General features: G+C 72.8%; 17 protein-coding genes. 8 read left to right on the top strand and 9 right to left on the bottom strand.

Features of this window, described 5'->3' with window-relative positions; all coding sequences use genetic code 11:
• Positions 1 to 20: 20 nt before the first annotated feature.
• From cysC to ACGFYV_RS19980, 7 genes are all read left to right on the top strand, one after another.
• Positions 21 to 557, top strand: coding sequence for an adenylyl-sulfate kinase (cysC, locus tag ACGFYV_RS20010; RefSeq protein WP_393879729.1), 537 nt, complete (start codon positions 21 to 23; stop codon positions 555 to 557).
• Between the two features lie 91 nt (positions 558 to 648).
• The gene (cysD, locus tag ACGFYV_RS20005; protein ID WP_393879728.1) at positions 649 to 1,584 is read left to right on the top strand and encodes a sulfate adenylyltransferase subunit CysD; all 936 of its coding nucleotides are present in this window, start codon (positions 649 to 651) and stop codon (positions 1,582 to 1,584) included.
• 2 nt (positions 1,585 to 1,586) lie between these two features.
• Positions 1,587 to 2,921 carry a sulfate adenylyltransferase subunit 1 gene (locus ACGFYV_RS20000; RefSeq protein ID WP_393879727.1) on the top strand — a complete coding sequence of 445 codons (1,335 nt, stop codon included), beginning with the start codon at positions 1,587 to 1,589 and terminating at the stop codon, positions 2,919 to 2,921.
• A gap of 249 nt (positions 2,922 to 3,170) precedes the next feature.
• Entirely contained in the window at positions 3,171 to 4,277 is a 1,107-nt protein-coding gene (locus ACGFYV_RS19995) for an aliphatic sulfonate ABC transporter substrate-binding protein (protein WP_393879726.1), read from the top strand.
• 32 nt (positions 4,278 to 4,309) lie between these two features.
• Positions 4,310 to 5,095, top strand: a complete 786-nt coding sequence (locus tag ACGFYV_RS19990; protein WP_393879725.1) for an ABC transporter ATP-binding protein — start codon at positions 4,310 to 4,312, stop codon at positions 5,093 to 5,095.
• Positions 5,082 to 6,086 (top strand): ABC transporter permease, encoded by a 1,005-nt coding sequence (locus ACGFYV_RS19985; protein WP_393879724.1) that lies wholly within the window; start codon positions 5,082 to 5,084, stop codon positions 6,084 to 6,086. Before ACGFYV_RS19990 ends, ACGFYV_RS19985 begins: the two co-directional genes overlap by 14 nt.
• Before the next feature lie 8 nt (positions 6,087 to 6,094).
• A complete protein-coding gene (locus ACGFYV_RS19980) occupies positions 6,095 to 6,853 on the top strand; it encodes a sirohydrochlorin chelatase (RefSeq protein ID WP_393879723.1) in 759 nt (252 codons plus the stop codon).
• A 104-nt stretch (positions 6,854 to 6,957) separates the two neighbouring features.
• On the opposite strand, the gene ACGFYV_RS19975 is transcribed toward ACGFYV_RS19980, so the two are convergent.
• The 5 genes from ACGFYV_RS19975 to ACGFYV_RS19955 all read right to left on the bottom strand — a co-directional run bounded on the left by ACGFYV_RS19975 (position 6,958) and on the right by ACGFYV_RS19955 (position 14,979).
• A complete protein-coding gene (locus ACGFYV_RS19975; RefSeq protein WP_393879722.1) occupies positions 6,958 to 7,251 on the bottom strand; it encodes a hypothetical protein in 294 nt (97 codons plus the stop codon).
• Positions 7,252 to 7,753: 502 nt separating this feature from the next.
• Positions 7,754 to 8,389: a DsbA family protein gene (locus ACGFYV_RS19970; protein ID WP_393879721.1), complete on the bottom strand. Its 636-nt coding sequence runs from the start codon at positions 8,387 to 8,389 to the stop codon at positions 7,754 to 7,756.
• A 449-nt stretch (positions 8,390 to 8,838) separates the two neighbouring features.
• A complete protein-coding gene (locus ACGFYV_RS19965; RefSeq protein WP_393879720.1) occupies positions 8,839 to 13,995 on the bottom strand; it encodes a trypsin-like serine protease in 5,157 nt (1,718 codons plus the stop codon).
• Positions 13,988 to 14,308 (bottom strand): trypco2 family protein, encoded by a 321-nt coding sequence (locus ACGFYV_RS19960; RefSeq protein WP_393879719.1) that lies wholly within the window; start codon positions 14,306 to 14,308, stop codon positions 13,988 to 13,990. Before ACGFYV_RS19960 ends, ACGFYV_RS19965 begins: the two co-directional genes overlap by 8 nt.
• 125 nt (positions 14,309 to 14,433) lie before the next feature.
• A complete protein-coding gene (locus ACGFYV_RS19955) occupies positions 14,434 to 14,979 on the bottom strand; it encodes a DUF1697 domain-containing protein (RefSeq protein WP_393879718.1) in 546 nt (181 codons plus the stop codon).
• A 507-nt stretch (positions 14,980 to 15,486) separates the two neighbouring features.
• On the opposite strand from ACGFYV_RS19955, the gene ACGFYV_RS19950 reads away from it, so the two are divergent.
• Positions 15,487 to 17,745: an MMPL family transporter gene (locus tag ACGFYV_RS19950; protein ID WP_393879717.1), complete on the top strand. Its 2,259-nt coding sequence runs from the start codon at positions 15,487 to 15,489 to the stop codon at positions 17,743 to 17,745.
• 164 nt (positions 17,746 to 17,909) lie between these two features.
• Here the strand turns inward: ACGFYV_RS19950 and mgt are convergent, their stop codons facing one another.
• The 4 genes from mgt to ACGFYV_RS19930 form a co-directional block, all read right to left on the bottom strand.
• Positions 17,910 to 19,154, bottom strand: coding sequence for a macrolide-inactivating glycosyltransferase (gene mgt / locus ACGFYV_RS19945; protein WP_393879716.1), 1,245 nt, complete (start codon positions 19,152 to 19,154; stop codon positions 17,910 to 17,912).
• 141 nt (positions 19,155 to 19,295) lie between these two features.
• Positions 19,296 to 20,576: an ABC transporter substrate-binding protein gene (locus ACGFYV_RS19940; protein ID WP_393879715.1), complete on the bottom strand. Its 1,281-nt coding sequence runs from the start codon at positions 20,574 to 20,576 to the stop codon at positions 19,296 to 19,298.
• Positions 20,576 to 21,409, bottom strand: coding sequence for a carbohydrate ABC transporter permease (locus ACGFYV_RS19935; RefSeq protein ID WP_393879714.1), 834 nt, complete (start codon positions 21,407 to 21,409; stop codon positions 20,576 to 20,578). Before ACGFYV_RS19935 ends, ACGFYV_RS19940 begins: the two co-directional genes overlap by 1 nt.
• On the bottom strand, positions 21,406 to 22,344 hold the full coding sequence (locus ACGFYV_RS19930) for a carbohydrate ABC transporter permease (protein WP_393879713.1): 939 nt from the start codon (positions 22,342 to 22,344) through the stop codon (positions 21,406 to 21,408). Before ACGFYV_RS19930 ends, ACGFYV_RS19935 begins: the two co-directional genes overlap by 4 nt.
• Positions 22,345 to 22,374: the final 30 nt, after the last annotated feature.

Raw genomic sequence — 22,374 nt, 5'->3', positions numbered from 1 at the left:
ATCAGATTCAGGAGAACGACGTGACCACCGGAGCCACCGTCTGGCTCACCGGTCTGCCGAGCGCCGGCAAGACCACCATCGCCCACGAGCTGGCCGGCCGGCTGCGCGAGGAGGGGCACCGTGTCGAGGTGCTCGACGGCGACGAGATCCGCGAGTTCATCTCGGCGGGCCTCGGCTTCTCCCGCGAGGACCGGCACACCAACGTGCAGCGCATCGGCTTCGTCGCCGAACTGCTGGCCCGCAACGGCGTCAAGGCGCTCGTCCCGGTGATCGCTCCGTACGCGGACAGCCGCGAGGCGGTGCGCGAGCGGCACGACGAGAACACCACGCCGTACCTGGAGATCCATGTGGCGACCCCGGTCGACGTGTGCTCGGTGCGGGACGTGAAGGGCCTGTACGCCAAGCAGGCCGCGGGCGAGCTGACCGGGCTCACGGGGGTCGACGACCCCTACGAGGAACCCGAGTCGCCCGACCTGCGCATCGAGTCGCAGCACCAGAGCGTGCGGGAATCCGCGGCGTCCGTGTACGCCCTGCTCGGTGAGAAGGGACTCCTGTGAGCGACGCACGCGCGGCCACGCGGCCGCGGACGACGACGACGGCCGCGCCTGTGCGCCGCGCGGGCAAAGAAGCGAACGAAGGGGGCGCGGCATGACGACCGTGGCGAAGACCGAGGGCGGTACGGGCACTCCGTACGCCGTCTCGCACCTGGACGCGCTGGAGTCCGAGGCGGTGCACATCTTCCGCGAGGTGGCGGGGGAGTTCGAGAACCCGGTGATCCTGTTCTCCGGCGGCAAGGACTCCATCGTCATGCTGCACCTGGCGCTGAAGGCGTTCGCGCCGGCGGCGGTGCCGTTCTCGCTGCTGCACGTGGACACCGGGCACAACTTCCCGGAGGTGCTGGAGTACCGCGACCGCGCGGTCGCCCGGCATTCGCTGCGCCTGCATGTGGCGTCCGTGCAGGACTACATCGACCGCGGTGTGCTCAAGGAGCGTCCCGACGGCACCCGTAACCCGCTGCAGACCCTCCCGCTGACGGAGAAGATCCAGAGCGAGAGGTTCGACGCGGTCTTCGGCGGCGGCCGTCGTGACGAGGAGAAGGCCCGCGCCAAGGAGCGGGTGTTCTCGCTGCGCGACGAGTTCTCCCAGTGGGACCCGCGCCGCCAGCGCCCCGAGCTGTGGAACCTCTACAACGGCCGGCACGCACCCGGTGAGCACGTGCGCGTGTTCCCGCTGTCCAACTGGACCGAGCTGGACGTGTGGCAGTACATCGACCGCGAGGGCATCGAGCTGCCGGAGATCTACTTCGCGCACGAGCGCGAGGTGTTCCAGCGCCACGGGATGTGGCTGACCGCCGGTGAGTGGGGCGGCCCGAAGGACACCGAGACGGTCGAGAAGCGCCTGGTGCGCTACCGGACCGTCGGTGACATGTCCTGCACGGGCGCCGTCGACTCCGACGCGACCACGCTGGACGCCGTGATCGCCGAGATCGCCGCCTCCCGGCTCACCGAGCGCGGCGCGACCCGTGCCGACGACAAGCTCTCCGAGGCCGCGATGGAAGACCGCAAGCGCGAGGGGTACTTCTAGCCATGACCACGACCACGACCGAGGCGCTCCCGGCCACCACGCTGCTGCGGTTCGCCACCGCCGGCTCTGTCGACGACGGCAAGTCCACCCTCGTGGGCCGGCTGCTGCACGACTCCAAGTCGGTGCTCGTCGATCAACTGGAGGCGGTGGAGCGGGCGTCCGCGAGCCGCGGCCAGGACGTCCCCGACCTGGCGCTGCTCACCGACGGTCTGCGGGCCGAGCGGGAGCAGGGCATCACGATCGACGTGGCGTACCGTTACTTCGCCACCCCCCGGCGCCGGTTCATCCTGGCCGACACCCCGGGCCATGTGCAGTACACCCGCAACATGGTCACCGGTGCCTCGACCGCCGAGCTGACGGTGATCCTGGTCGACGCCCGCAACGGTGTGGTCGAGCAGACCCGCCGGCACGCGGCGATCGCCGCGCTGCTGCGCGTGCCGCACGTGGTGCTGGCCGTGAACAAGATGGACCTGGTCGACTACCAGGAGTCCGTGTTCGCGGCGATCGCCGAGGAGTTCACGGCGTACGCGCTCGAACTGGGCGTCCCCGAGGTCACCGCGATCCCGATCTCGGCGCTCGCCGGTGACAACGTGGTGGAGCCGTCCGCGCACATGGACTGGTACGGCGGCCCCACCGTCCTGGAGCACCTGGAGACCGTCCCGGTCAGCCACGACCTGGCGCACTGCCACGCCCGGCTGCCCGTGCAGTACGTGATCCGGCCGCAGAGTGCCGAGCACCCCGACTACCGCGGCTACGCGGGCCAGATCGCCGCCGGCAGCTTCAGGGTCGGCGAGCGGGTCACCGTCCTGCCGTCCGGCCGTACGACGACGATCTCCGGCATCGATCTGCTCGGCGAGCCGGTCGACACGGCCTGGACGACGCAGTCGGTGACCGTGCTCCTCGCGGACGACATCGACGTCTCGCGCGGCGACCTGATCGTGCCGACGAAGGACGCGCCGGCCACCACGCAGGACGTGGAGGCGACCGTCTGCCATGTCGCGGACCAGCCGCTGACCGTCGGCCACCGGGTGCTGCTCAAGCACGGCACCCGCACGGTCAAGGCGATCGTGAAGGACATCCCGTCGCGGCTCACCCTGGACGACCTGTCCTTGCACCCGCACCCGGGGCTGCTCGTCGCCAACGACATCGGCCGCGTGAAGATCCGCACCGCGGAGCCCCTTCCGCTCGACTCCTACGCCGACTCCCGGCGCACGGGCTCGTTCATCCTGATCGACCCGAACGACGGCACCACGCTCACCGCGGGCATGGTCGGCGAGTCGTTCGCGTCCCCGGAGCCCGTCAAGGACGAGGCCGAGGACGACGGGTGGGACTTCTGACATGAGCCGGAACGACGTCTGCTCCACGTTCGCGAAGGAGGCCGGCCGCGTCGGCGGCCGAGCCGTGGGCTGGGGCTCCCCCCGAACGGAGTTCGAGGGAGGACAGGGCGGGATGGCGCGATGTGTGTGCTGACGTACGCGCACCGCATGCGCGCCCTCACCCCGCACCGCCGTAGACGCAGACCTGCCGACCTCCCGGCCACGACCTGAGAGACCGTGCCCGCCGGGACAACGAGAGGAACACCTCCCGTGCCTGCCAACTCAGCCCTCCGACGCACCCTCGCGGTGGCCGCCGCGCTCCCCCTGCTCACCCTGGCCGCGTGCGGTTACGGCTCGCAGAGCAGGAACGACACCGCCGGCGCCCGGATCGCCGCCGGGGCGAAGAAGACCGACGGCCTCGACTCCGTGAGGATCGGCTACTTCGGCAACCTGACGCACGCCACCGCTCTGGTCGGCAGGCAGAAGGGCTTCTTCCAGAAGGAGCTGGGTGCCACCAGGGCCGGGTACCAGGTGTTCAACGCCGGTCCGTCCGAGATCGAGGCGCTGAACTCGGGCTCCATCGACATCGGCTGGATCGGCCCGTCCCCTGCGGTCAACGGTTACACCGCGTCCCAGGGCAAGAGCCTGAGGATCATCGGCGGTTCGGCGTCCGGCGGGGTGAAGCTGGTCGTGAACCCGAAGAGGATCACGTCGCTGAAGGACGTCAAGGGCAAGAGGATCGCGACGCCCCAGCTCGGCAACACCCAGGACGTGGCGTTCCTCGACTGGGCGGCCCAGCAGGGCTGGAAGGTCGACGCGCAGAGCGGCAAGGGTGACGTCTCGGTCGTCCGCACGGACAACAAGGTGACCCCGGACGCCTTCATGTCCGGTTCCGTCGACGGCGCGTGGGTGCCGGAGCCGACCGCGTCGAAGCTGGTCGCCGAGGGCGGCAAGGTGCTGCTGGACGAGTCCTCTCTCTGGCCGGACGAGAAGTTCGTGATCACGAACGTCATCGTGTCGCAGAGCTTCCTCAAGGCCCACCCGAAGGCCGTCGAGGCGGTGCTGAGGGCCTCGGTCGGGACCAACAAGTGGATCAACGCCCATCCGGACGCGGCGAAGGCGGCGGCGAACAGGCAGCTGGGGATCGACTCCGGCAAGGCACTGCCCGCCGACGTCCTGGACCCGGCCTGGAAGTCCATCCGGATCACCGACGACCCCCTGGCCGCGACCCTCGGCACCGAGGCGCGGCACGCGGTCGACGCGGGCCTGCTGGAGCACCCGAAGCTGGATGGCATCTACGACCTCACTCTCCTGAACAAGGTCCTCGTGGCCGCGGGTGAGCGCTCCGTCAGCGACGCCGGTCTCGGCGCGAAGTAAGTCCGGATCCCCGTTCCCAGGAGGTGACGACCATGGCAACCGCTCTCGCCAAGGCCGCCGAGGTCGAGGCAGTCGACTACGCGGCCCGCATCGAACACGTCTCGAAGTCCTTCGCCGGGCCCACCGGGCAGCAGCTCGTTCTCGACGACATCACGCTGGATGTCGCACCGGGCGAGTTCGTCACCCTCCTGGGGGCCTCGGGCTGCGGCAAGTCGACGCTGCTGAACCTGGTGGCGGGGCTCGACGAGCCCTCCGCCGGCGGCATCGCGACCCATGGGCGGCCCGCCCTGATGTTCCAGGAGCACGCCCTGTTCCCGTGGCTGACCGCGGGCAAGAACATCGAACTCGCCCTGAAACTGCGGGGAGTTCCGAAGAACCTGCGGCGCGAGCGGGCCGAGGAGCTGCTCGAACTGGTCCGGCTGGGCGGCTCGTACGGCAAGCGGGTGCACGAGCTGTCCGGCGGTATGCGCCAGCGCGTGGCCATGGCCCGTGCGCTCGCGCAGGACAGCCAGCTGCTGCTGATGGACGAGCCGTTCGCGGCTCTGGACGCGATCACCCGCGACCTGCTGCACGACGAACTGACCCGGATCTGGACGGAGACGGGGGTGTCCGTCCTGTTCGTCACGCACAACGTGCGTGAGGCGGTGCGGCTCGCCCAGCGGGTCGTGCTGCTGTCGTCCCGGCCGGGCCGGGTGGCCCGCGAGTGGCGGGTGGACCTCCCGCAGCCCCGGCGCATCGAGGACGCGCCGGTGGCCGAACTGTCCCTCGAGATCACCGATGTACTGCGTGGGGAGATCCGCCGACATGGCCAGCACTGAGACGAAGAACCCCGCGGACGCGAAGAACGCCGACGGGGCAGACGCCGACGAATCCCGCGCCGACGCGGAAAGTGCCGACGCGGGAGATGTCGAGGCGGCAGGCGCCGACGCGGGAGATGTCCGGGCGGGAACTGCCGACGCCGGAAGTGTCGAGGCGGGCCTGGACGCCCTGGAGACGGCCGTCACCGGCCGGACTCCGCTGCGCAAGACCTTCGTCGACAAGATCCTGCCGCCGCTCGTCGCGACCGTGCTGGTCCTGCTCGTGTGGCAGGCCCTGATCTCGTTCAAGATCGTCGATGATCCGACGAAGCTGCCCTCCCCCGCCGACGTGGGCGCCGAGTTCAAGAAGGCCTGGCTCGAGGGCACGCTGCTCGGCTACATATGGACCAGCGTCTCGCGCGGTCTGCTGGGCTTCCTGTTCGCGCTGGCCATCGGCACCCCGCTGGGCCTGCTGGTGGCCCGGGTCAAGTTTCTGCGCGCCGCGATCGGCCCGGTGCTGTCCGGCCTCCAGTCGCTGCCGTCGGTGGCATGGGTGCCGCCCGCGGTGATCTGGCTGGGTCTGAACAACTCGATGATGTACGCGGTGATCCTGCTCGGCGCGGTGCCGTCCATCGCCAACGGCCTGGTCTCCGGCATCGACCAGGTTCCGCCGCTGTTCCTGCGGGCGGGCCGCACGATGGGCGCGACCGGCCTGAAGGGCGCCTGGCACATCGTGCTGCCGGCCGCGCTGCCGGGCTATCTGGCCGGTCTGAAGCAGGGCTGGGCCTTCTCCTGGCGCTCGCTGATGGCCGCGGAGATCATCGCCTCCTCGCCGGACCTGGGCATCGGCCTGGGCGCGCTGCTGGAGAACGGCCGCAACGCCAGCTCCATGGCCATGGTGTTCGAGGCGATCTTCCTGATCCTGTTCGTCGGCATCGCGATCGACCTGCTGATCTTCAGCCCGCTGGAGCGGTGGGTGCTGCGCACCCGCGGCCTGCTGGTGAAGGGCTGAGGCACCCCATGCGCACGCCGGCCCGCCCCGTCCTCGTGGTGATCGCCCACGGCAGCCGCGATCCGCGGCACGCCGCGACCGTGCACGCCCTCGTGCGGCGGGTGCGGTCGCTGCGGCCGGGGCTGCGCGTGGAGACCGGCTTCCTGGACTTCAACGTCCCCTCCGTGGGGGGCGTGCTGGAGTCGCTGGCGGCGCAGGGGGTGCGGGACGTGGTGGCGCTGCCGCTGCTGCTGACCCGCGCGTTCCACGCGAAGGCCGACATCCCCGCCGTGCTGCGCGAGGCGCCGGCGCGGCTGCGGATCCGGCAGACGGACGTGCTCGGCCCGTCCCCGCTGCTGCTGTCGGCGCTGGAACGGCGGCTGTACGAGGCGGGACTGACGTCCGCCGACAAGTCCTCGACCGGGGTCGTGCTGGCCTCGGCGGGGTCCTCCGACCCGGAGGCGATCGCGGTGATCGCCGATATCGCGCGGGAGTGGTGGCACACCGGTTGGTGCGCCGTGCGACCCGCGTTCGCCTCCGCCGGTTCTCCCGCGGGGTTCTCGCGCACCGAGGACGCCGTACGCGAACTGCGCGCCGCCGGCTGCGAGCGGGTGGCCGTCGCCCCGTACGTCCTGGCCCCCGGCTTCCTCCCCGACCGCATCGCACGCGGGGCGGCCGACGCCGATGTGCTGGCGGACGTGCTGGGCCCGGCGCCGGAGGTGGCGCGGGTGCTGCTGGAGCGGTACGACGAGACGGCCAGGGCGGTCCCGCTGGCGCTGGGCGCCTGACCCGGATCCGTGAGTTCCGTGAAGGTCCCCGGGGTTCCGTGAGGCTTTCTGAGCGGTTGCCGGTGCCGGGCGGACGGCCCCGTGGGGGCGGGGCCGTCCGGCGGTCACAGGTCCAGTTCGTGCAGGAGCTGCTGGCAGCAGCCGAGGCTGGCGGTGCCGGCGCGGGCCCCGATCATGACGTTCTCCAGGTTGATGCGGATCCGGCCCCGGTTGGGCGGCAGGCCGTCGCCGACGGCCTCGGCCACGGCGTCCTGGACCACCTGTCCGTGCGGCACGAGGTGGGGGTACTCCACGCTCAGCGCCTCGACGAGCAGGGCCGCGAGCCGGGTCAGAAGCTCCAGGTCGTACCCCGCCTCGTACTGGCCGGGGCTGCTGCCATGGAAGTTGTAGGTGCTCAAGTCCTGTCCTCACTCCTGATCCGAGGGGCGGTCGGGTGCGGGCTACGGTGAGGGCGCACCACCGAGTTCGCTGGTGCCGCCGACGTTACCGAGATCGCGCATCGCCCTACCGACTCCTTACCGTGGACCTGACGGCCGGGCGTGTGGGCAGAGGCTGAAAATCGTCACCCATACGGGTGAAGGACATCCGTTGACCGGGCCCTGCCCCTTGCCTGCGCACCACCCTCACGCCGCTGCGGGCGCGTGGCACGCCAGGGGCGGCACGGCGGGCGCGGGACGGGGTCCGCCCGGGGCGGATCCGCCGCGGGCGGCCGGAATCAGGGGCCGGTCACGGTCCGGCGCTCCCCTGTGACGTCGGACCGTGACCGGCTATACGTTCTGCGTCACATCGGGCCTGCGTGTCACACGGGACGGGCCCGTGACCGGCGCTTATGGACGGTTATCGGCCAAGCTCGCGAAGGGGCCGTGGTGTTGACACCCGGGCCGCCGCCGTGCTCGCGCGTCAGTCGAAGCGGAGCGCTCCGGTGCGGGTGCGCTTGAGTTCGAAGAGGTCGGGGTGGCGGGCCAGCACCCGGAAGCTGTCGAAGAGTTCCGCCGCGTCGGCGCCGCGCGGAACGGCCCGCAGGACGGGCCCGAACCACACCGTGCCGTCGACGTGGATGGTGGGCGTGCCGACGTAGCCGCCCGACTCCGGCTCGAACCCCGCCTCGTGGCTGCGGCGCACCGCGTCGTCGTACGACGTCTCGTGCGCCGCCTCCGCCAGCTCGGCCGGCAGCCCGAGTTCGGCCAGGGACTCGGCGATCACCACGTCGAAGTCCTTGACGCCCTGTTCGTGGATGCGGGTGCCGAACGCGGTGTACAGGTCGCGCAGCACCTTCTCACCGTGCCGTTCGGCGGCGGCCACGGCCACCCGCACCGGGCCGATCGAGCGGTCGACCAGGTCCCGGTACCAGTCGGGGAGTTCGTTGCCGGTGTTGTGCAGGTACAGGCTCATGACGTGGAAGCGGAGGTCGAGGGGGCGGGCGTGCTCGACCTCCAGCATCCAGCGGGAGGTGATCCAGGCGAACGGGCAGGCGGGGTCGAAGTAGAAGTCGACCCTGGTCGGGGTGGTCGTACGGCCGTGTTCGGAGTGCGTCATGACGACGACGCTAGTACGGGAATGGCACAGGATCCTGGTCCAATCACCCTCACTGTCACTGGTCCACTTCGGCCTCCGGGTCCCTGTCGGGCTTCTCGTCCCGGGCCACGAAGTCGCCACCGCGGGTCGCGGCCACGAACGCCTCGACGGCCTCGCGCCGGTTGCGCCGGGCGCGCAGTCAGGCCTCCCGCAGGGCGTCGTCGGTCCCCCGTGATCTCGTCCCCGGTGACCTCGTCCCCCGTGACCTCGTCCACCGCCCCTCGTCCCCTCCGTTCACTCGCCGGGCGGGCGATCCCCCGCGACCGGCCCGTGGTCCGTCGAAGCGCCAACTGCGCGAGGAGATCAACCGAGATGACCGGGCGACGGCGGTGTGCGACGGCGGTGCGCGGCAACGGCACGGCGATGGCCGGCTCGGCCACGACACCCCCGGTTCCACGCGCGGCGGAAGGTCACGCCGCCCCGGCCGACTCCATGACGAGAGCGATCAGGTCCGCCAGGACGTCGGGGGCGAGGTGCGCGAGTGCCTCGACGGTCGGCACCCAGTTCCCGGCGCTCAGGGCCTCGGCCACCAGGGCGCGGGCCTCGGCGCCGATCTTCGACGCGGGCCCCTCGTCCCCGTCGGCGCGGTCCACTCCGGCGAGGGTGAGGGCCGCCCCGGCGAGCGCGCGCGCCGTGACCTCGGGATCGGGGGCGGCGCGGCCGAGGTCGACGGCCTCCCGGGTGAGGGCGATGGCGTCGTCGGTGTCCCCCTTCTCGCCCAGGACGCGGGCGACGCACAGGAGAGCCCGCACCCGGTGGTCGGTGCGGGTGAGCGTGCGGGCCACTTCCAGCGCCTCGCCGCCACGGCCCCCGGCCGCCAGGAACCTGACCACGTCGACGAGTTCGTGCTCCTGGCGGTCCGTGTGGGGCATCGCCGCGATCAGTTCCAGCGCGTCCGGGAGGCGGCCCTGGTCGGTCAGGGCGGCCACCACGGACACGAACGCCTGTGCCTGCCGGTCGGTGTAGGCGATGCCGCGGGCCAGCTCCACGGCCTCGTCCGTACGGCCCTCCTCCGCCAGGGCGCGCACCACGTCGGACATGGCCTGGGCCCGCGCCTTGCCGTCGCCGACGCGCGCGACGTGTGCCAGGGCCTCGTCCGCGCCACGGCTGCGGGCCAGTGCCCGGACGACGACGGCATGGGCGTGGGCGCGCGGCTGGGCCCCCTGGACGGTCCGGGCGACGTCGAGGGCGCGCTCGAACCGCCCGGCCGCGGCCAGGGCCCGGACCACGGTCTGGGTCGCCTGGGCCCGGTGTCCGGGGTGCTCCATGGTGCGGGCGAGGTCGCCCGCCCGGTCGGCCCGGCCGGTCGCGGCCAGGGCCCGGACCACGGCGGCCAGCACCCGGGCGCGCGGCTCGGGTCCGCCGACGGCGTCGGCGAGGGCGCACGCCTCGTCGACGCGGCCGGCCTCCACGAGTGCCTGGGCGACGGCGCCCATGGCGTCGGCCCGCCGGTCGGGCTGGACGATGGTCCGGGCCAGTTCGCCGGCCTCCGTGACCCGGCCGGTGCGGGCCAGCGCGCGGACGGCGACCACCAGGGCGGAGGCATCCTTGCCGAGGTCGCCGACCGTGCGGGCCACGGCGTGGGCGTCGTCGGGCCGGTCGGTCTCGAGCAGGGTCCGGGCGAGGACCGTCAGCGCGTCGGCCCGGCGGTCGGGCCGGGTGATCGTCCGCGCCAGTTCCTCGGCCTCGGTCACCCTGCCCGCGCGTGCCAGGGCGCCCACGACGACCACCAACTGGGCGTCGGACCCGGCGGGATCGGCGATCAGCCGGGCGGCGACCGCGGCGATGCGGGTGCGGCCGGCCTCGGCGAGGGAGCGGACGACGGCCGCCTGGGTCTCGGAGCGCCGGTCGTGGTCGCCTGCGGACCGGGCCACGGCCATGGCCTCGCGGGCCCGGTCGGTGGCCGCCCGCTCGCGGCCGGCGCGGGCGAGCGCCCACGCGGCGGCGGACAGCGTGGCGGCCCGGCGGTCCGGATTGGTCAGGGCCGGGATCAGGCCGACGGCCTCCTCGGCCAGTTCGGCGGCTGCGGCCGTCGCTCCGGAGCGGGCGAGGGCGCGTGCGGCGGCTGCCAGGACCTCGGCCTGCCGGTCGGCGGTGCCGGTCGCGCGGGCCAGGGCCGCCACGGCGTCCGCCCGTTCGGGGTCCTTGGCCGTCACGCGGACCACACCCTCCAGTACCTGTGCCCGCAGGCCGGGCTGGGTGATGCCGCGGGCGAACGCGAGGGCCTCGTCCAGGTGGCCGGCGTCGACCACCAGGTGCAGGGCGGTCAGCAGCGGTGCGGCCCGGCCGTCGTGGTCGCCGGGCGCGCGGGCGTCGCGCACGATCTCGCCGGCGAGTGCGACGGCCCGCGCGGTGCGGCCCGCTCCGGCCAGCGCCTGGGCGACGACGACCAGGGCCTGGAGCCGGGGTTCCGGGTCGGTGATCGTGTACGCGCGGGCGAGGGCGTCGTCCGGACGGCCGGCCTCGACAAGGAGCCGGACGACGTCCACCAGGGGCCCGGCCACCTGGCGCGGACGGCGGGTGCGGGGGGTGCGGTGGGCCGGGCCGGCGCGCTCGACGGCGAGTCCGGCCGGTCCAGCCGGTCCGGACAGTCCAGTTGGTCCGGACAGTCCAGTTGGTCGGGACAGTCCAGTTGGTCCGGACGGTCCGGCGAGTTCGGCCAGTTCCTCGGCGACGCCGACGGCCTCGTCCACGCGCCCGGCGCCGATCAGCGCCTGCGCGACGTTCTTCAGGGCGGCGGCTCGCCGAGCCGGGGCGAGGGTGCGCGCGTAGGCGTGGGCCTCGGCGAACAGGCCGCCCTCGGTCAGCCCGACGACGACGCCGTGCAGGACGTGCATCCGCGTCGCGGACGGTACGCCGGCCTGGACGAGGCGTCCCGTCCGGCGGGCCAGGGCGAGTGCTTCCGCGGTGCGGCCGGCGCGGGCCAGGCCGCGCAGGACGCAGGTGTGGGCCTCGGCCCGGCGGCGCGGTTCGTCGATGCCGCGGGCGTGTTCGTCGGCGGTGTCCGGGTCGCCCGCATCGGCGTGGGCCCGTACGACGTGGAGCAGGGCGACGGCGCGGTGCGCGGGGTCGTCCATGGTGCGCGCGAGCGCCTCGGCGGCGTCGGGCCGGCCCGCCCCGGCCAGGATGCCCGCGATGCGCTCGTAGGCGTGGGCGGGCAGGCCCCGCGGGGGCGGGTCGGCGAGGAGGGCGAGGGCGTCGTCCGCGAGCCCGGATTCGACGAGCGCCTCGACGACGTGCACGAACGGGTGCGGCGGCGGTCCCGGTCCGGCCGGTGTCAGGGCCACCGCGGCGGCCTCGCGGACGAGTTCGACGGCGGCCTCCGCGCGGCCCGCGCGCGCGAGTGTCCGTACCGGCACGAGCAGGGCCTGTGTGCGCCGGACGGGGTCGCTGACGGCGCGGGCGGCCTCGGTCGCCTGGGCGACGGTGTCCGGCCCGGCGTCGAGGCGCAGGATCTTCGGCAGCAGGCCCGCGAGCCGGGTGGGTTCGTTCGCGGACCGCGCCAGGGCGACGGCCCGGCGTACGAGGCCCAGTTCGGCCCAGGTCAGGATCACGTCGTCGGTGACCCGGCTGCCCCGCCCGCGCAGGGCCTCCCGGTGCAGGGCCAGCCGCAGGCAGGCGTGCAGGTCGGGTTCGGGGGCGCGCACATGGAGGCGGAAGGCGTCGGCGATCTCGGACAGTGCCTGGGCGTCCGCTCCCGTGGTCTGCCACAGGCGTTCGTGGCGTACGGGGTCGGTGGCGAGGCCGGTCAGGCGTGCGACATCGCCGAGCCGGCGTAACAGCACGGGGTAGCCGACGAGCACGTACTCGGGCGTGTCGGCGGGCCAGCCCGCGGCGCGCCAGGTGTCGGCGTAGGCGTGCACGCGGGCCCGGTAGGTGTCCAGGGAGGCGGACATCCGGCCGAGGACGGCCTGTTCGAGTTCGTCGTGGCCGAGGGAGAACAGCGGCTGCGGTGCCGTGCCGTCGGCCGTCCACTCGGCCTGCCGCCGGCGGAAGGAGCGTCCGGCCTCGCCGTCGAGGGTCTGCCTGACCTCCCACGCCGCCCAGCGGGCACGGTCACCGCCCGGTTCGCGGGCCATGTGCGCCAGGTCGGCGGCGCCGAGTCCGCCTCCCGCGGCCGCGGTGACACAGGCCACCTCGTGGCCCAGGGGCGGTCCCGCCCACAGCTCGGTCATGGCGCGGTCGGCCGCCTGCCGGGCGACCCGGGCGGCCGGGGAGACGTCGAGCGGGTGGTCGACGGCGCGGTCGTGCAGCGGGTGTCCGTCGACGACGTCGCTGGGGACGGGCGGATCGGGCCGCCCGGCGACGAGGACGCGCAGCCCGGCCGCCGGCCGGCGCGGCAGCAGCGCGGCGATGCTGTGTCCGCTGCCGCCGTCGGGCACGCCGGTGTCCTCGTCGAGGCCGTCGACCAGCAGGACCAGCCGCCGCCCGGCCGCCCGCGCCTGTTCGGCGGCCCGCTCCAGGCCGAGCAGGAACTGCCCCTCGCAGGCGCACACCAGGGAGGGGTCGTGCAGGTACTCGCGCAGCTGGTTCTCCATGGCGGCGAGGAAGGCGGTCTGGTCGGAGCGGCCGAGCTGGCGGCGGGTGACGAAGAACGCCAGGACGTCCACGCCCTGCGGCGGGTCGACGACGAACTGGGCCATCAGGGCGGTCTTGCCGGACCATGCGGGGGCGAGCCAGCGCCAGTACCGGGGGGCCGCGGGGGCGTCGGCTGCCGCGGAGTCGTCGGCTGCCGCGGAGTCGTCGGCTGCCGCGGGGGCGTCGGCGGTGCAGAAGGCCGTCATCCGCGCCAGTTCCCCGCGCCGGCCCTCAAAGGGCTCGGCGGCGAACTGCTGGCGCACCTCCAGCCGGTATCCCGACGCGGGCACGGGCGGGCGGCCGTCGACCGGGACGAGCCCCGGCGCGCCCACACCGTGGCGGCGCAAGTGGTCGGTGAACGCCGGGCCGGCGGCGAAGGTGTGGGCGGGGACGGCCCGCAGCCGCCGGTTCCCGTGGCGGTCGTCGTTGTAGAGGGTCACGCCGACCAGGCGGTCCCGGCAGAACACCGCGGCGCCCGAGACCCCGCGCCAGGCCTGCGACCCGTCGCCGGGCACGTCGGGGCCGGCGCCCAGGTCCAGTGCGTACAGGTCGTTCACGCCCGAGCCGCCCGTCATGGGCTCCAGCCGGCCGCTGAACGCCTCCACCGTCCGCTCGCCGTTCGCGGCCCTGCCGTGCCAGGGGAAACCGCTGCCCGTGCAGGCGATCGGCTCGCTGCCGGCGGGACGGCCCCACAGCACCGTGCCCGGCACCTCGACGCGCTGGGACAGCTCCAGCAGAGCCACGTCCAGACCGCCCGGACCGACCCAGCGCACGGCGGCGTCGCAGCGGTGCACGCTCGCGTCCAGCCGGGGGTGTCCGACCCTGACCCTGATCTTCGGGTACGGCCCTGCGGCCTCCCGGGACATGACGACATGACGTGCCGTCAGGACGAGTCCCGGCGCGATCAGATAGCCCGAGCCCGAACACTCGGCCCGGCCGTCTCTGCCGCAGCGGATGTACGCCAGGCGTTGCGGGTGGGTCTCAGTCATCCTCGTCCCACGGCTCGCCCTCGCCCTCGTCGCTCACCTCCGCCAACCGGCCCCCGGTGGCACGGTCCTTGACCTTCAGCTTGAGGACGAGTCGGTGCGTGCGGGCCGAACTCTGGTTGCCGTTCGCGTCGACGGTCACCACGCCGAAGCCCAGCTTCCCGCCGATCTGGCCCTGTTCGCGCAGTTCCAGCGTGAGTTCCAGCTGGGCTTCCTCGATCTCGAACGCGAACTGCTCTCCCGCGCCCTCGCTCTGGGCGTCGTACAGCTCCTGCCGCAGCTCGGCGATCGCCGCCGCCACTCCGACCTCGGCCACCGGCTCCCCCTGCGCTCCTCGGACCGGTCCCCCGGCCCCCACCAGACAGTCCCTTCCGATCTTACGTGCCGTCAGCAAACGTGACGACCGGCCGCGTCGGCGGCGCGAGCGGACCCGACGGATCGTCAGTTCTCCGTCATCTCCACGAGCTTGAGCACGGTGTTCCAGTTCCGCGCGGTGCCGGTCAGCCCCTTGGTGACCCTGGTGCGGGACAGCGCCTCGGCGAGCTTGGAACGGCCGATGCCGTCCGGGGCGTACAGGTACAGGCAGCGGTCGCCGAGGCGGAACTCCTCGGGGAGGTGGGCGGCAGGATCGATCTCCGCGTAGCGCTCCGGGGCGACCGGGGCGGAGTAGTACGTGAGGTGCAGCTGCCGGGGCTCCAGTTCGGCGGCCGGGAAGGGGCAGGCGTCGGCGACCGCCTTCAGATAGGCGTGATCGCGCACGATCACGTCGACCGGGAACCCGAACCGCCCCTCGACGGCCCGGCTCAGCTCGGCCGCCAGGGACTCCTCGTCGCCGTGACCGGTGGTGAAGACGGCCTGGCCGCTCTGCAGATGCGTGCGTACGGCGTCGTACCCGAGACCGGTCATGAGGGTGCGCAGATCGGCCATGGGGAGCTTCTTGTTGCCGCCGACGTTGATTCCGCGCAGCAGCGCCGCATAGGTCGTCATCCGGCCACCATAGGTCGTCGCCCGGCCACCATGGGGCGCCACCCGGCCGCCCTGGGGCTTCACCCGGCCACCACCGGTCGTCGCCCGTCCACCCCAAGGCGGCCGTCGCGCTCCGTGGGGGCGAGCGCGACGGCCGCGCCGGGGGCGTACCCCGGGCTGCGCGAAACTCTGTCCGATCGGGCGGGCGCGGATCAACACCTACACGTAGCTGTGACTTGTTCAACAGGCTTTCTTAATAACAAAGCGTCTCTCTGTCGGCGGATCGGACACCGCGGCACCCCGAGAGGCACCCCCGAGACTCACCGATAGATGTAAGGGGCCGACGTACTCCCCAGCGGTGACCCGCGCCCCGCACAGGTCACCGGGCAGCACGACGAGACGTTCTTGTCCGGCCCATACCGTCGTAGTGGAAGAAGCGAACGAGACGAACCAGTCGAACGAAGCGAACGAAGCGAAGACGGCGTGGCGGCTGGGGGCCGCCACCGCATACGAGGGGGCAATTCCGTCATGGGGAACGGAGATTCGCGGGTGCGGGTGCGGGGGCTCGCCGCTCGGGCCGGCGGCTGGAGCGCACGGCACCGCTGGGCCGCGCTCGGCATCTGGGTGCTGTTCGTGGTGCTGGCGATGGGGCTCGGGTCGGCGGCGGGCCGGGTCGACGTCGACGAGGCCGACCAGCTCAAGGGCGAGACGCACACCGCTGCGAAGATCATCAGTGACGCGGGGATCGAGCAGCCCGCCGGTGAGACGGTCCTGGTCCAGGCGAAGGGCGGTTCCGCCAAGGCGACGGACGCCTCGTTCAAGGCCGCCGTCGCGGACGTCGTGAAGGCCGTCGACGGCACCGGCAAGGTCACGTCCGTGACGTCGCCGTACGACGCCGGGACGATCTCCGGGGACGGGCGCAGCGCGCTGGTGCAGTTCGACATGCGCGGCGACGCGGACACCGCCGCCGACCGGGTCCAGCCGGTGCTGGACGCCGTGGCCGGGGTGCAGAAGGAGCACGGCTCGCTGCGGATCGAGGAGATCGGCGGCGCCAGCATGCAGAAGCAGTACCAGGACGCCTTCGGGGACGACTTCCAGAAGGCGGAGTACTCGGCGGTGCCGGTGGCGCTCGGCATCCTGCTGATCGCGTTCGGCGCGCTGGTGGCGGCACTGCTGCCGGTGGGTCTGGCGATCACCGCGATCATGGCGACGATGGGTCTGATGGGCCTCGTCAGCCATCTGCAGCCGATGAGCGACACCGCCAACTCCGTGATGCTGCTGGTCGGCATGGCCGTCGGCGTCGACTACTGCCTCTTCTACCTGCGCCGCGAGCGCGAGGAGCGGGACGCCGGACGGGACGCGGGCACCGCGCTGCGGATCGCCGCCGCCACCAGCGGCCGGGCGATCATCGTCTCCGGTGTCACGGTGTGCGTGGCGATGGCGGGCATGCTCTTCACCGGGCTCGCCGAGTTCGAGGCGATGGGCCTGGCCTCCCTGATGGTGGTGGCGGTCGCCATGGTCGGCTCGGTCACCGTGCTGCCCGCGCTGCTGTCGCTGCTGGGCGAGCGGGTGGAGAAGGGCAGGATCCCGTTCCTGCGCCGGCGGCGCCGGCCGGGCCCGGGCCAGGGCAGCCGGTTCTGGACCGCGGTGCTGCGCGGTGTGCTGGCCAGGCCCCTGGTGTCCGTCCTGGTGGCGGCCGGCGCGCTGCTCGCGGTGGCGGCGCCCGCGCTGGGCATGAAGACCCAGCAGCTCACGCTGGACCAGGAGTTCGGCGACTCGCTGCCGATCGTGCAGACGTACAACCGCGTCAACGACGCGTTCCCGGGCGGCTCCGAGCCGGCCCAGGTGGTCGTCAAGGCCGACGACATCAAGGCGCCCGAGGTGCAGAGGGCGCTGGCGGACTTCAAGAAGCGGGCGATCTCCTCGGGCGCCTCGCGCGGCCCGGTCGAGATCAGGCTGCACGAGGCGCAGAACGTGGCCCTGGTCTCGGTACCGCTGGTCGGCGGCTCCGACATGGACCGGGCGGTCAGGAGCCTGGGCACGCTGCGCGACGAGGTCCGGCCGGCCACGCTCGGCACGGTCGACGGCGTCCAGGCGCCCGTCACCGGGCAGGTCGCGGGCAACCACGACTTCAACGACCAGCTGCTCGGCTCGGTCGTCCCGGTCTTCGTGTTCGTGGTGGCGTTCGCCTTCCTGCTGATGCTGCTGTCGTTCCGCTCGCTGACCGTCGCCATCACGTCGATCGTGCTCAACCTGCTGTCGGTGGGCGCGGCCTACGGCGTCCTCGTCGCGGTCTTCCAGCACGGCTGGGGCGCCTCGCTGGTGGGCGCCGAGGGCGTGGGCGCGATCGTCACCTGGCTGCCGCTGTTCCTCTTCGTGATCCTGTTCGGCCTGTCGATGGACTACCACGTGTTCGTGGTCTCCCGGATCCGCGAGGCGCGGATGCGTGGCCGCAGCACGAAGGACGCGATCCGGCACGGCGTGGTCACCACGGCCGGCGTCGTCACCAGCGCCGCCGTCATCATGGTCGCCGTGTTCGCGATCTTCGGCACGCTGTCCATGCAGTCCATGAAGCAGATGGGCGTCGGCCTGGCCGCGGCCGTCCTCATCGACGCGACGGTCATCCGCGGCGTGCTGCTGCCGGCCGTGATGGCCCTGCTCGGCGAGCGCAACTGGTACCTGCCGAAGTGGCTGCACCGCCTGCCCGACCTCACCCACGACGAGTCCCCGGAACCGGTCGCGGCGCCGGCCCCGGCGCACGGTGAGAGCGAGCGGCTCGGGGTCTGATCCCGGACGCCCGCGAGAGGGGCCCGCCGGTTCCCGGGAGGGAGCCGACGGGCCCTTCAGCGTGCCGGCCCGGGACACGGGCCCTTCGCCGTGCCGGCCCGAGACCGGCCCTTCGCCGTGCCGGCCCGATCGCCGTGCCGGGCCAAGGAGAACCGACGGGGTGGTCACCCCTGGTGCCGTCCGGGCAGTGCCGCCTCGATCAGGTCGGCCGCGCGCCGCGTGCCGCCCTCCTCGGCCATCCCGGCCTGGATGTCCTTGAGCTTCCGGGCGACTTCGGGGTCGTCGACGAGGGCGAGGGCCGTCTCGCGCAGCCGGTCCGCGGTGGCCTCCTCGGTGGACAGCTGCCGTGCCACGCCGAGGGACTGGAGCATGTCCGCGTTGCCGAACTGGTCGACGGCCTGCGGTACGGCGATCATCGGCGTCGCGGTGGCCAGCCCCTCCTGGCTGCCGCCCGCACCGGCGTGCGTGACGAACAGGTCGGCCTGCCGCAGGACCGCCAACTGCGGTACACAGTCGTGCACTTCGACGTTGTCCGGTACGTCGCCCAGGTCGGCCGGGTCCACGTGCCGGCCGATCTGGAGCACCAGGTGCCAGCCGGGCAGGTCCCCGAAGGCGCGCACGCATTCGCGGTAGAAGCCGGGCTGCTTGGTGAAGGCGGAGCCGAGAGAGACGAGGACCACCTTCTCGGCGCCGGCGGGCCGCCGCCAGTCACCCTGCTCGCCGCGGTCGCCCTGGCAGGCGCCGACGAAGGTGTACACCCTCCCCCGGAGGGGGGACCCCCAGTCGACCCGGTCGGCGTTCGGCTGCAGGGCCTTCGGGATCAGGACGAGGGAGCGCGCGGGGTGGCCGGCGAAGGAGTCGGGGTCCTGGGTGATGCCGTTCTCCCGCAGCCAGGCCTCGAACCGGGCGTAGTAGGCCTGCCCGCGCTCGGTCTTCTTCGGCTCCGCCCACAGCGGCTCGGCGACCTCCTTCTCGTACCCCTCCCAGGCGACGAGGTTCGGCGAGAGGGAGATCGCGGGTACGCCCCAGCGGTGGGCGAGGACGCGGGCGGGGTAGGAGGTGATGTCGTGCAGGACGAGGTCGGGTTCGTCGCCGTCATACGCCTCGATCAGCTGCGGCAGCGCCTGGATCGCGTCGTTCAGGAAGGGCTCCACGTTGTCGAGCAGGGTGCTCCCCCATGCCTCGGGGTCGGCGTCGGGGCCGGGCAGGATCGACGTGTACGGCACGGGGTGGGCGCCGGTCGCGGCGACCTTGTCGGCGAAGACCGGCGGGATGGCGTACGTGACCCGGTGCCCCCGGGCGACGAGTTCGCGGATCACCTCCAGGCTGGGGTTCACATGGCCGTGGGCGGCGACGGAGAACATGGCGATGTGGGCGGGGGTGGGGGCGGGGGTGGTCGTGGCGTTCATGGTGGCGAGGTTATGCGAGACGAGACGTCTCGTTCAATTGAATAAGCGCGTACGACGGCCGCCGCGACCGCGTGTTGCCCGCGACCGCGTCACCCATCGCCGCGTTGCCCGTGGCCGCGTTCCGCCGTGACCGCCGGGCGCTCAGCGCTGATACCGGGCCAGGACCAGGTTGCCGTCTTTCTCCAGGCGTCCGCGCAGGCCGTCGAGGCCGATGGCACCGCTGTAGTACTCCTGGAAGGCGGGGGTCGCGACCTTGTCCTTCCATTCGGGATAGCCGCGCACGGACTGGGCGGGCGCGGGGCGCAGGTGCGCCGCGAGGGCGGTGCCGGTGGCCCACCCGTACTTCGCGGTGTGCAGGGCGGGGTCCTTCAGGGCCTGGGTGCCGGTGGGCAGCATCCAGTCGCCGAGGGCGAGGCGGACCATGTTCCCCGGCCGCAGCAGGAAGTCGACGAACGCGGCGGCCTCCTTCTTGTACGGGCAGTCCGCCGCGATGGACAGGGTCTGCGGGCTGACGCCCTGGGTGAGTCCGTCGGCGCCCGCGGGCGCGGGCAGCACCTCCCAGCCGAAGCCCTTCGGGGCCTGCTGGACGATCTGCTGCCGGTAGGAGAAGCCCAGCGGGACCATCGCGTACCGGCCGCCGAAGAGGCCGGGCAGCGTGTCCGAGCCGCCGCTGCCGAGCGTCGAGGCGGGGGCGCTGTGGTCGACGGCGACCTGGTCGTGGACGGTGCGCGGCACGACGGCGTCGCCGTCCCCGAAGCGCACGGTCACCTTGCCGTCTGCGCCCCGGTGGAAGAGGTCCCCGCCCGCCGAGAGGGAGAGGTTGAGGGTGGCGGAGACGGGTTCCTTCAGCGGCCAGGCCACGCCGTACTTCCCGTCCCCGCTGAGCTTCTTGGCGACCTCCCTGAACTCGTCCCAGCTCCACGGGTGTTCCGGGGTCGGTATGCGCACCCCGGCCGTGCGCAGCCACCGGGTGTTGGCGATCAGCACCCGGGGTTCATGGAGGAAGGGCACGCCGTAGACGCCGTTCCCGAAGGTGGCGGTGTCCCAGCCGCTGCGCGGGATGTCGGACCTGAGACGGGCGGGAAGGAGCCGGGTCAGGTCTGCGAGGTAGCCGCCGTAGGCGAAGTCGGCGAGGTCGTCGGAGGCGTCGTGGATGATGTCCGGGGCCTCGCCGCCCTCGAAGGAGGTGAGCAGCTGGTCGTGCACGCTGTCCCAACTTCCCTGGACGTACTCGACCTTGACGTCCGGATGGCTCGCGTTCCACTCCCGTACGAGGTGCTTGTTGGCGGCGACGGACTCCTGCTGCCAGGCCAGGGACTGGAAGCGCAGGGTGATGGGGCCGCCCTTGCCGTGCCCGCCGCTGGAGCAACCGGCGAGGAGCAGCAGGAGGGCGAGGACGGCGGTCGTGATCCTGGTCCGCATCAGGCCTTCACCGCCCCGGCGATCAGGCCGCGAGTGATCCGGCGCTGGATGAGGGCGAACACGAGCAGGGAGGGCAGTGTGGCGAGGAACGCGGCGGCGGCCAGCGGGCCGAGGTCGGCGACGCCCTCCGCGCCGATGAAGTGGGTGAGGACGACCGGGAGGGTCTGTTTCCCCGGGCTCTTGAGCAGCACGAGCGCGAAGAAGAACTCGTTCCACGCCGTGACGAACGCGAACAGCGCCGTCGCCGCGATGCCGGGCGCGAGCAGCGGCGCGGTCACCGACACCAGGGTCCGCAGCCGCCCGGCGCCGTCGACGGCGGCCGCCTCCTCCAACTCGACGGGCACGGCCCGTACATGGCCGACCAGCATCCACAGCGCGAACGGCAGCGCCCACACCACGTAGACCAGGACCAGTCCGGTCAGCGAGTCGATCAGCCGCAGGTTCTTCAGCACCAGGAACAGCGGGATGATCACCAGCACGAACGGGAAGGCCTGGCTGACCACCACCCAGCCGCTCGCCACCCGCGCGAGCGGGGTGCGCCGCCGCGCCATGACGTACGCCATCGGCGTCGCGACGAGCACGGCGACGACGGCGGCACCGAGCGCCGACAGCAGGGAGTTGAGGGCGGCGTGCAGCAGCGGCTGTTCGTCGAAGGCCTGGCGGAAGTTGGCCAGGGTGGGGTGGCGCGGGATCCAGGTGGGGTGGAGGCTGCCCAGCTCGCGCGGCGACTTGAACGCGATGGACAGCAGCCACAGGAGCGGGAAGGCCAGGAAGAGGAGGTAGGCGAGCAGGGCCGCGTACTGGCCGGCCCGGGCCGCGGGCCGGATCCTCACGCGTCCTCACCTCCCCGCAGCCGGCCGGCCAGGAACACCGCGAGCAGGATCGAGATCACCGCGACCATCACGCATCCCATCGCCGCCGCATAGCCGAACTGGCCGTAGCGGAAGGCCTCTTCGTAGGCGAACAGCATGGGCAGCCGGGTCTTGCCGCCGGGCCCGCCGTTCGTGAGCACGTACACCAGGGCGAAGGAGTTGACGTTCCAGATGAGGTTGAGCGCGGTGATCGCGAGGGCCACCGGTCTGAGCGCGGGCCAGGTGACCGTGCGAAAGCGGCGCCAGGCTCCGGCGCCGTCCACGGCCGCCGCCTCGTGCAGTTCGCGCGGGGTGTTCTGCAGTCCGGCGAGCAGGGCGACCGTGGTCTGCGGCATGCCCGCCCAGACGCCGACGACGACGACGGCGGGCAGCGCGGTGCCCAGTCCGCTCAGCCAGTCCCGGCCGTCGCCGAGGCCGAGGTCGCGCAGGGTCTCGTTGAGGACGCCCGCGTCGGGGTTGTAGACGAGGCGCCACATGATGCCGACGACGACCTCGGGCATGGCCCACGGCACGATGGCGAGGGCGCGGGCGAGCCCGCGCAGCCGTACGTCCTGGTTCAGCAGCAGGGCGAGGCCGAGGGCCAGCAGCAACTGGGGCACCGTCACCCCGATCGCCCACAGCAGGCCGATGCGGAACGACTCCCAGAACAGGGTGTCGTGCAGCAGGTCCTGGAAGTTGAGGCCGCCGATCCACCGGGTCGCCGATGTCCGGCCGGACTGGGAGTCGGTGAACGCCAGCAGGATGCCGTACAGCAGCGGGCCCACGCTGAGGACGAGGATCGGGACGAGCGCGGGCAGGACCAGGAACCAGGTACCGGGACCGGCACGCCCGGTCGTCCCTCTCGCTTCGGCCACTGATGCCACGGAATCAGCCCCTTTGCCAGATCTGGTTGGCATGGTCATGGTCGTAAAGGCGCGGGACCTCGT

It is taken from the genome of Streptomyces sp. NPDC048297, from assembly GCF_043201585.1.
Lineage (GTDB): Bacteria > Actinomycetota > Actinomycetes > Streptomycetales > Streptomycetaceae > Streptomyces.
The sequence above is the reverse complement of the archived record's forward strand: the minus strand, read 5'-3'. Positions and strand labels throughout refer to the sequence as shown.

Bases quoted from the DNA above. Each gene is read 5' to 3' on its own strand.
- cysD (WP_393879728.1), top strand. From the start codon at position 649: ATGACGACCGTGGCGAAGACCGAGGGCGGTACGGGCACTCCGTACGCC.
- ACGFYV_RS20000 (WP_393879727.1), top strand. From the start codon at position 1,587: ATGACCACGACCACGACCGAGGCGCTCCCGGCCACCACGCTGCTGCGG.
- ACGFYV_RS19990 (WP_393879725.1), top strand. From the start codon at position 4,310: ATGGCAACCGCTCTCGCCAAGGCCGCCGAGGTCGAGGCAGTCGACTAC.
- ACGFYV_RS19985 (WP_393879724.1), top strand. From the start codon at position 5,082: ATGGCCAGCACTGAGACGAAGAACCCCGCGGACGCGAAGAACGCCGAC.
- ACGFYV_RS19980 (WP_393879723.1), top strand. From the start codon at position 6,095: ATGCGCACGCCGGCCCGCCCCGTCCTCGTGGTGATCGCCCACGGCAGC.
- ACGFYV_RS19970 (WP_393879721.1), bottom strand. From the start codon at position 8,389: ATGACGCACTCCGAACACGGCCGTACGACCACCCCGACCAGGGTCGAC.
- ACGFYV_RS19965 (WP_393879720.1), bottom strand. From the start codon at position 13,995: ATGACTGAGACCCACCCGCAACGCCTGGCGTACATCCGCTGCGGCAGA.
- ACGFYV_RS19955 (WP_393879718.1), bottom strand. From the start codon at position 14,979: ATGACGACCTATGCGGCGCTGCTGCGCGGAATCAACGTCGGCGGCAAC.
- ACGFYV_RS19950 (WP_393879717.1), top strand. From the start codon at position 15,487: ATGGGGAACGGAGATTCGCGGGTGCGGGTGCGGGGGCTCGCCGCTCGG.
- mgt (WP_393879716.1), bottom strand. From the start codon at position 19,154: ATGAACGCCACGACCACCCCCGCCCCCACCCCCGCCCACATCGCCATG.
- ACGFYV_RS19940 (WP_393879715.1), bottom strand. From the start codon at position 20,576: ATGCGGACCAGGATCACGACCGCCGTCCTCGCCCTCCTGCTGCTCCTC.
- ACGFYV_RS19930 (WP_393879713.1), bottom strand. From the start codon at position 22,344: ATGCCAACCAGATCTGGCAAAGGGGCTGATTCCGTGGCATCAGTGGCC.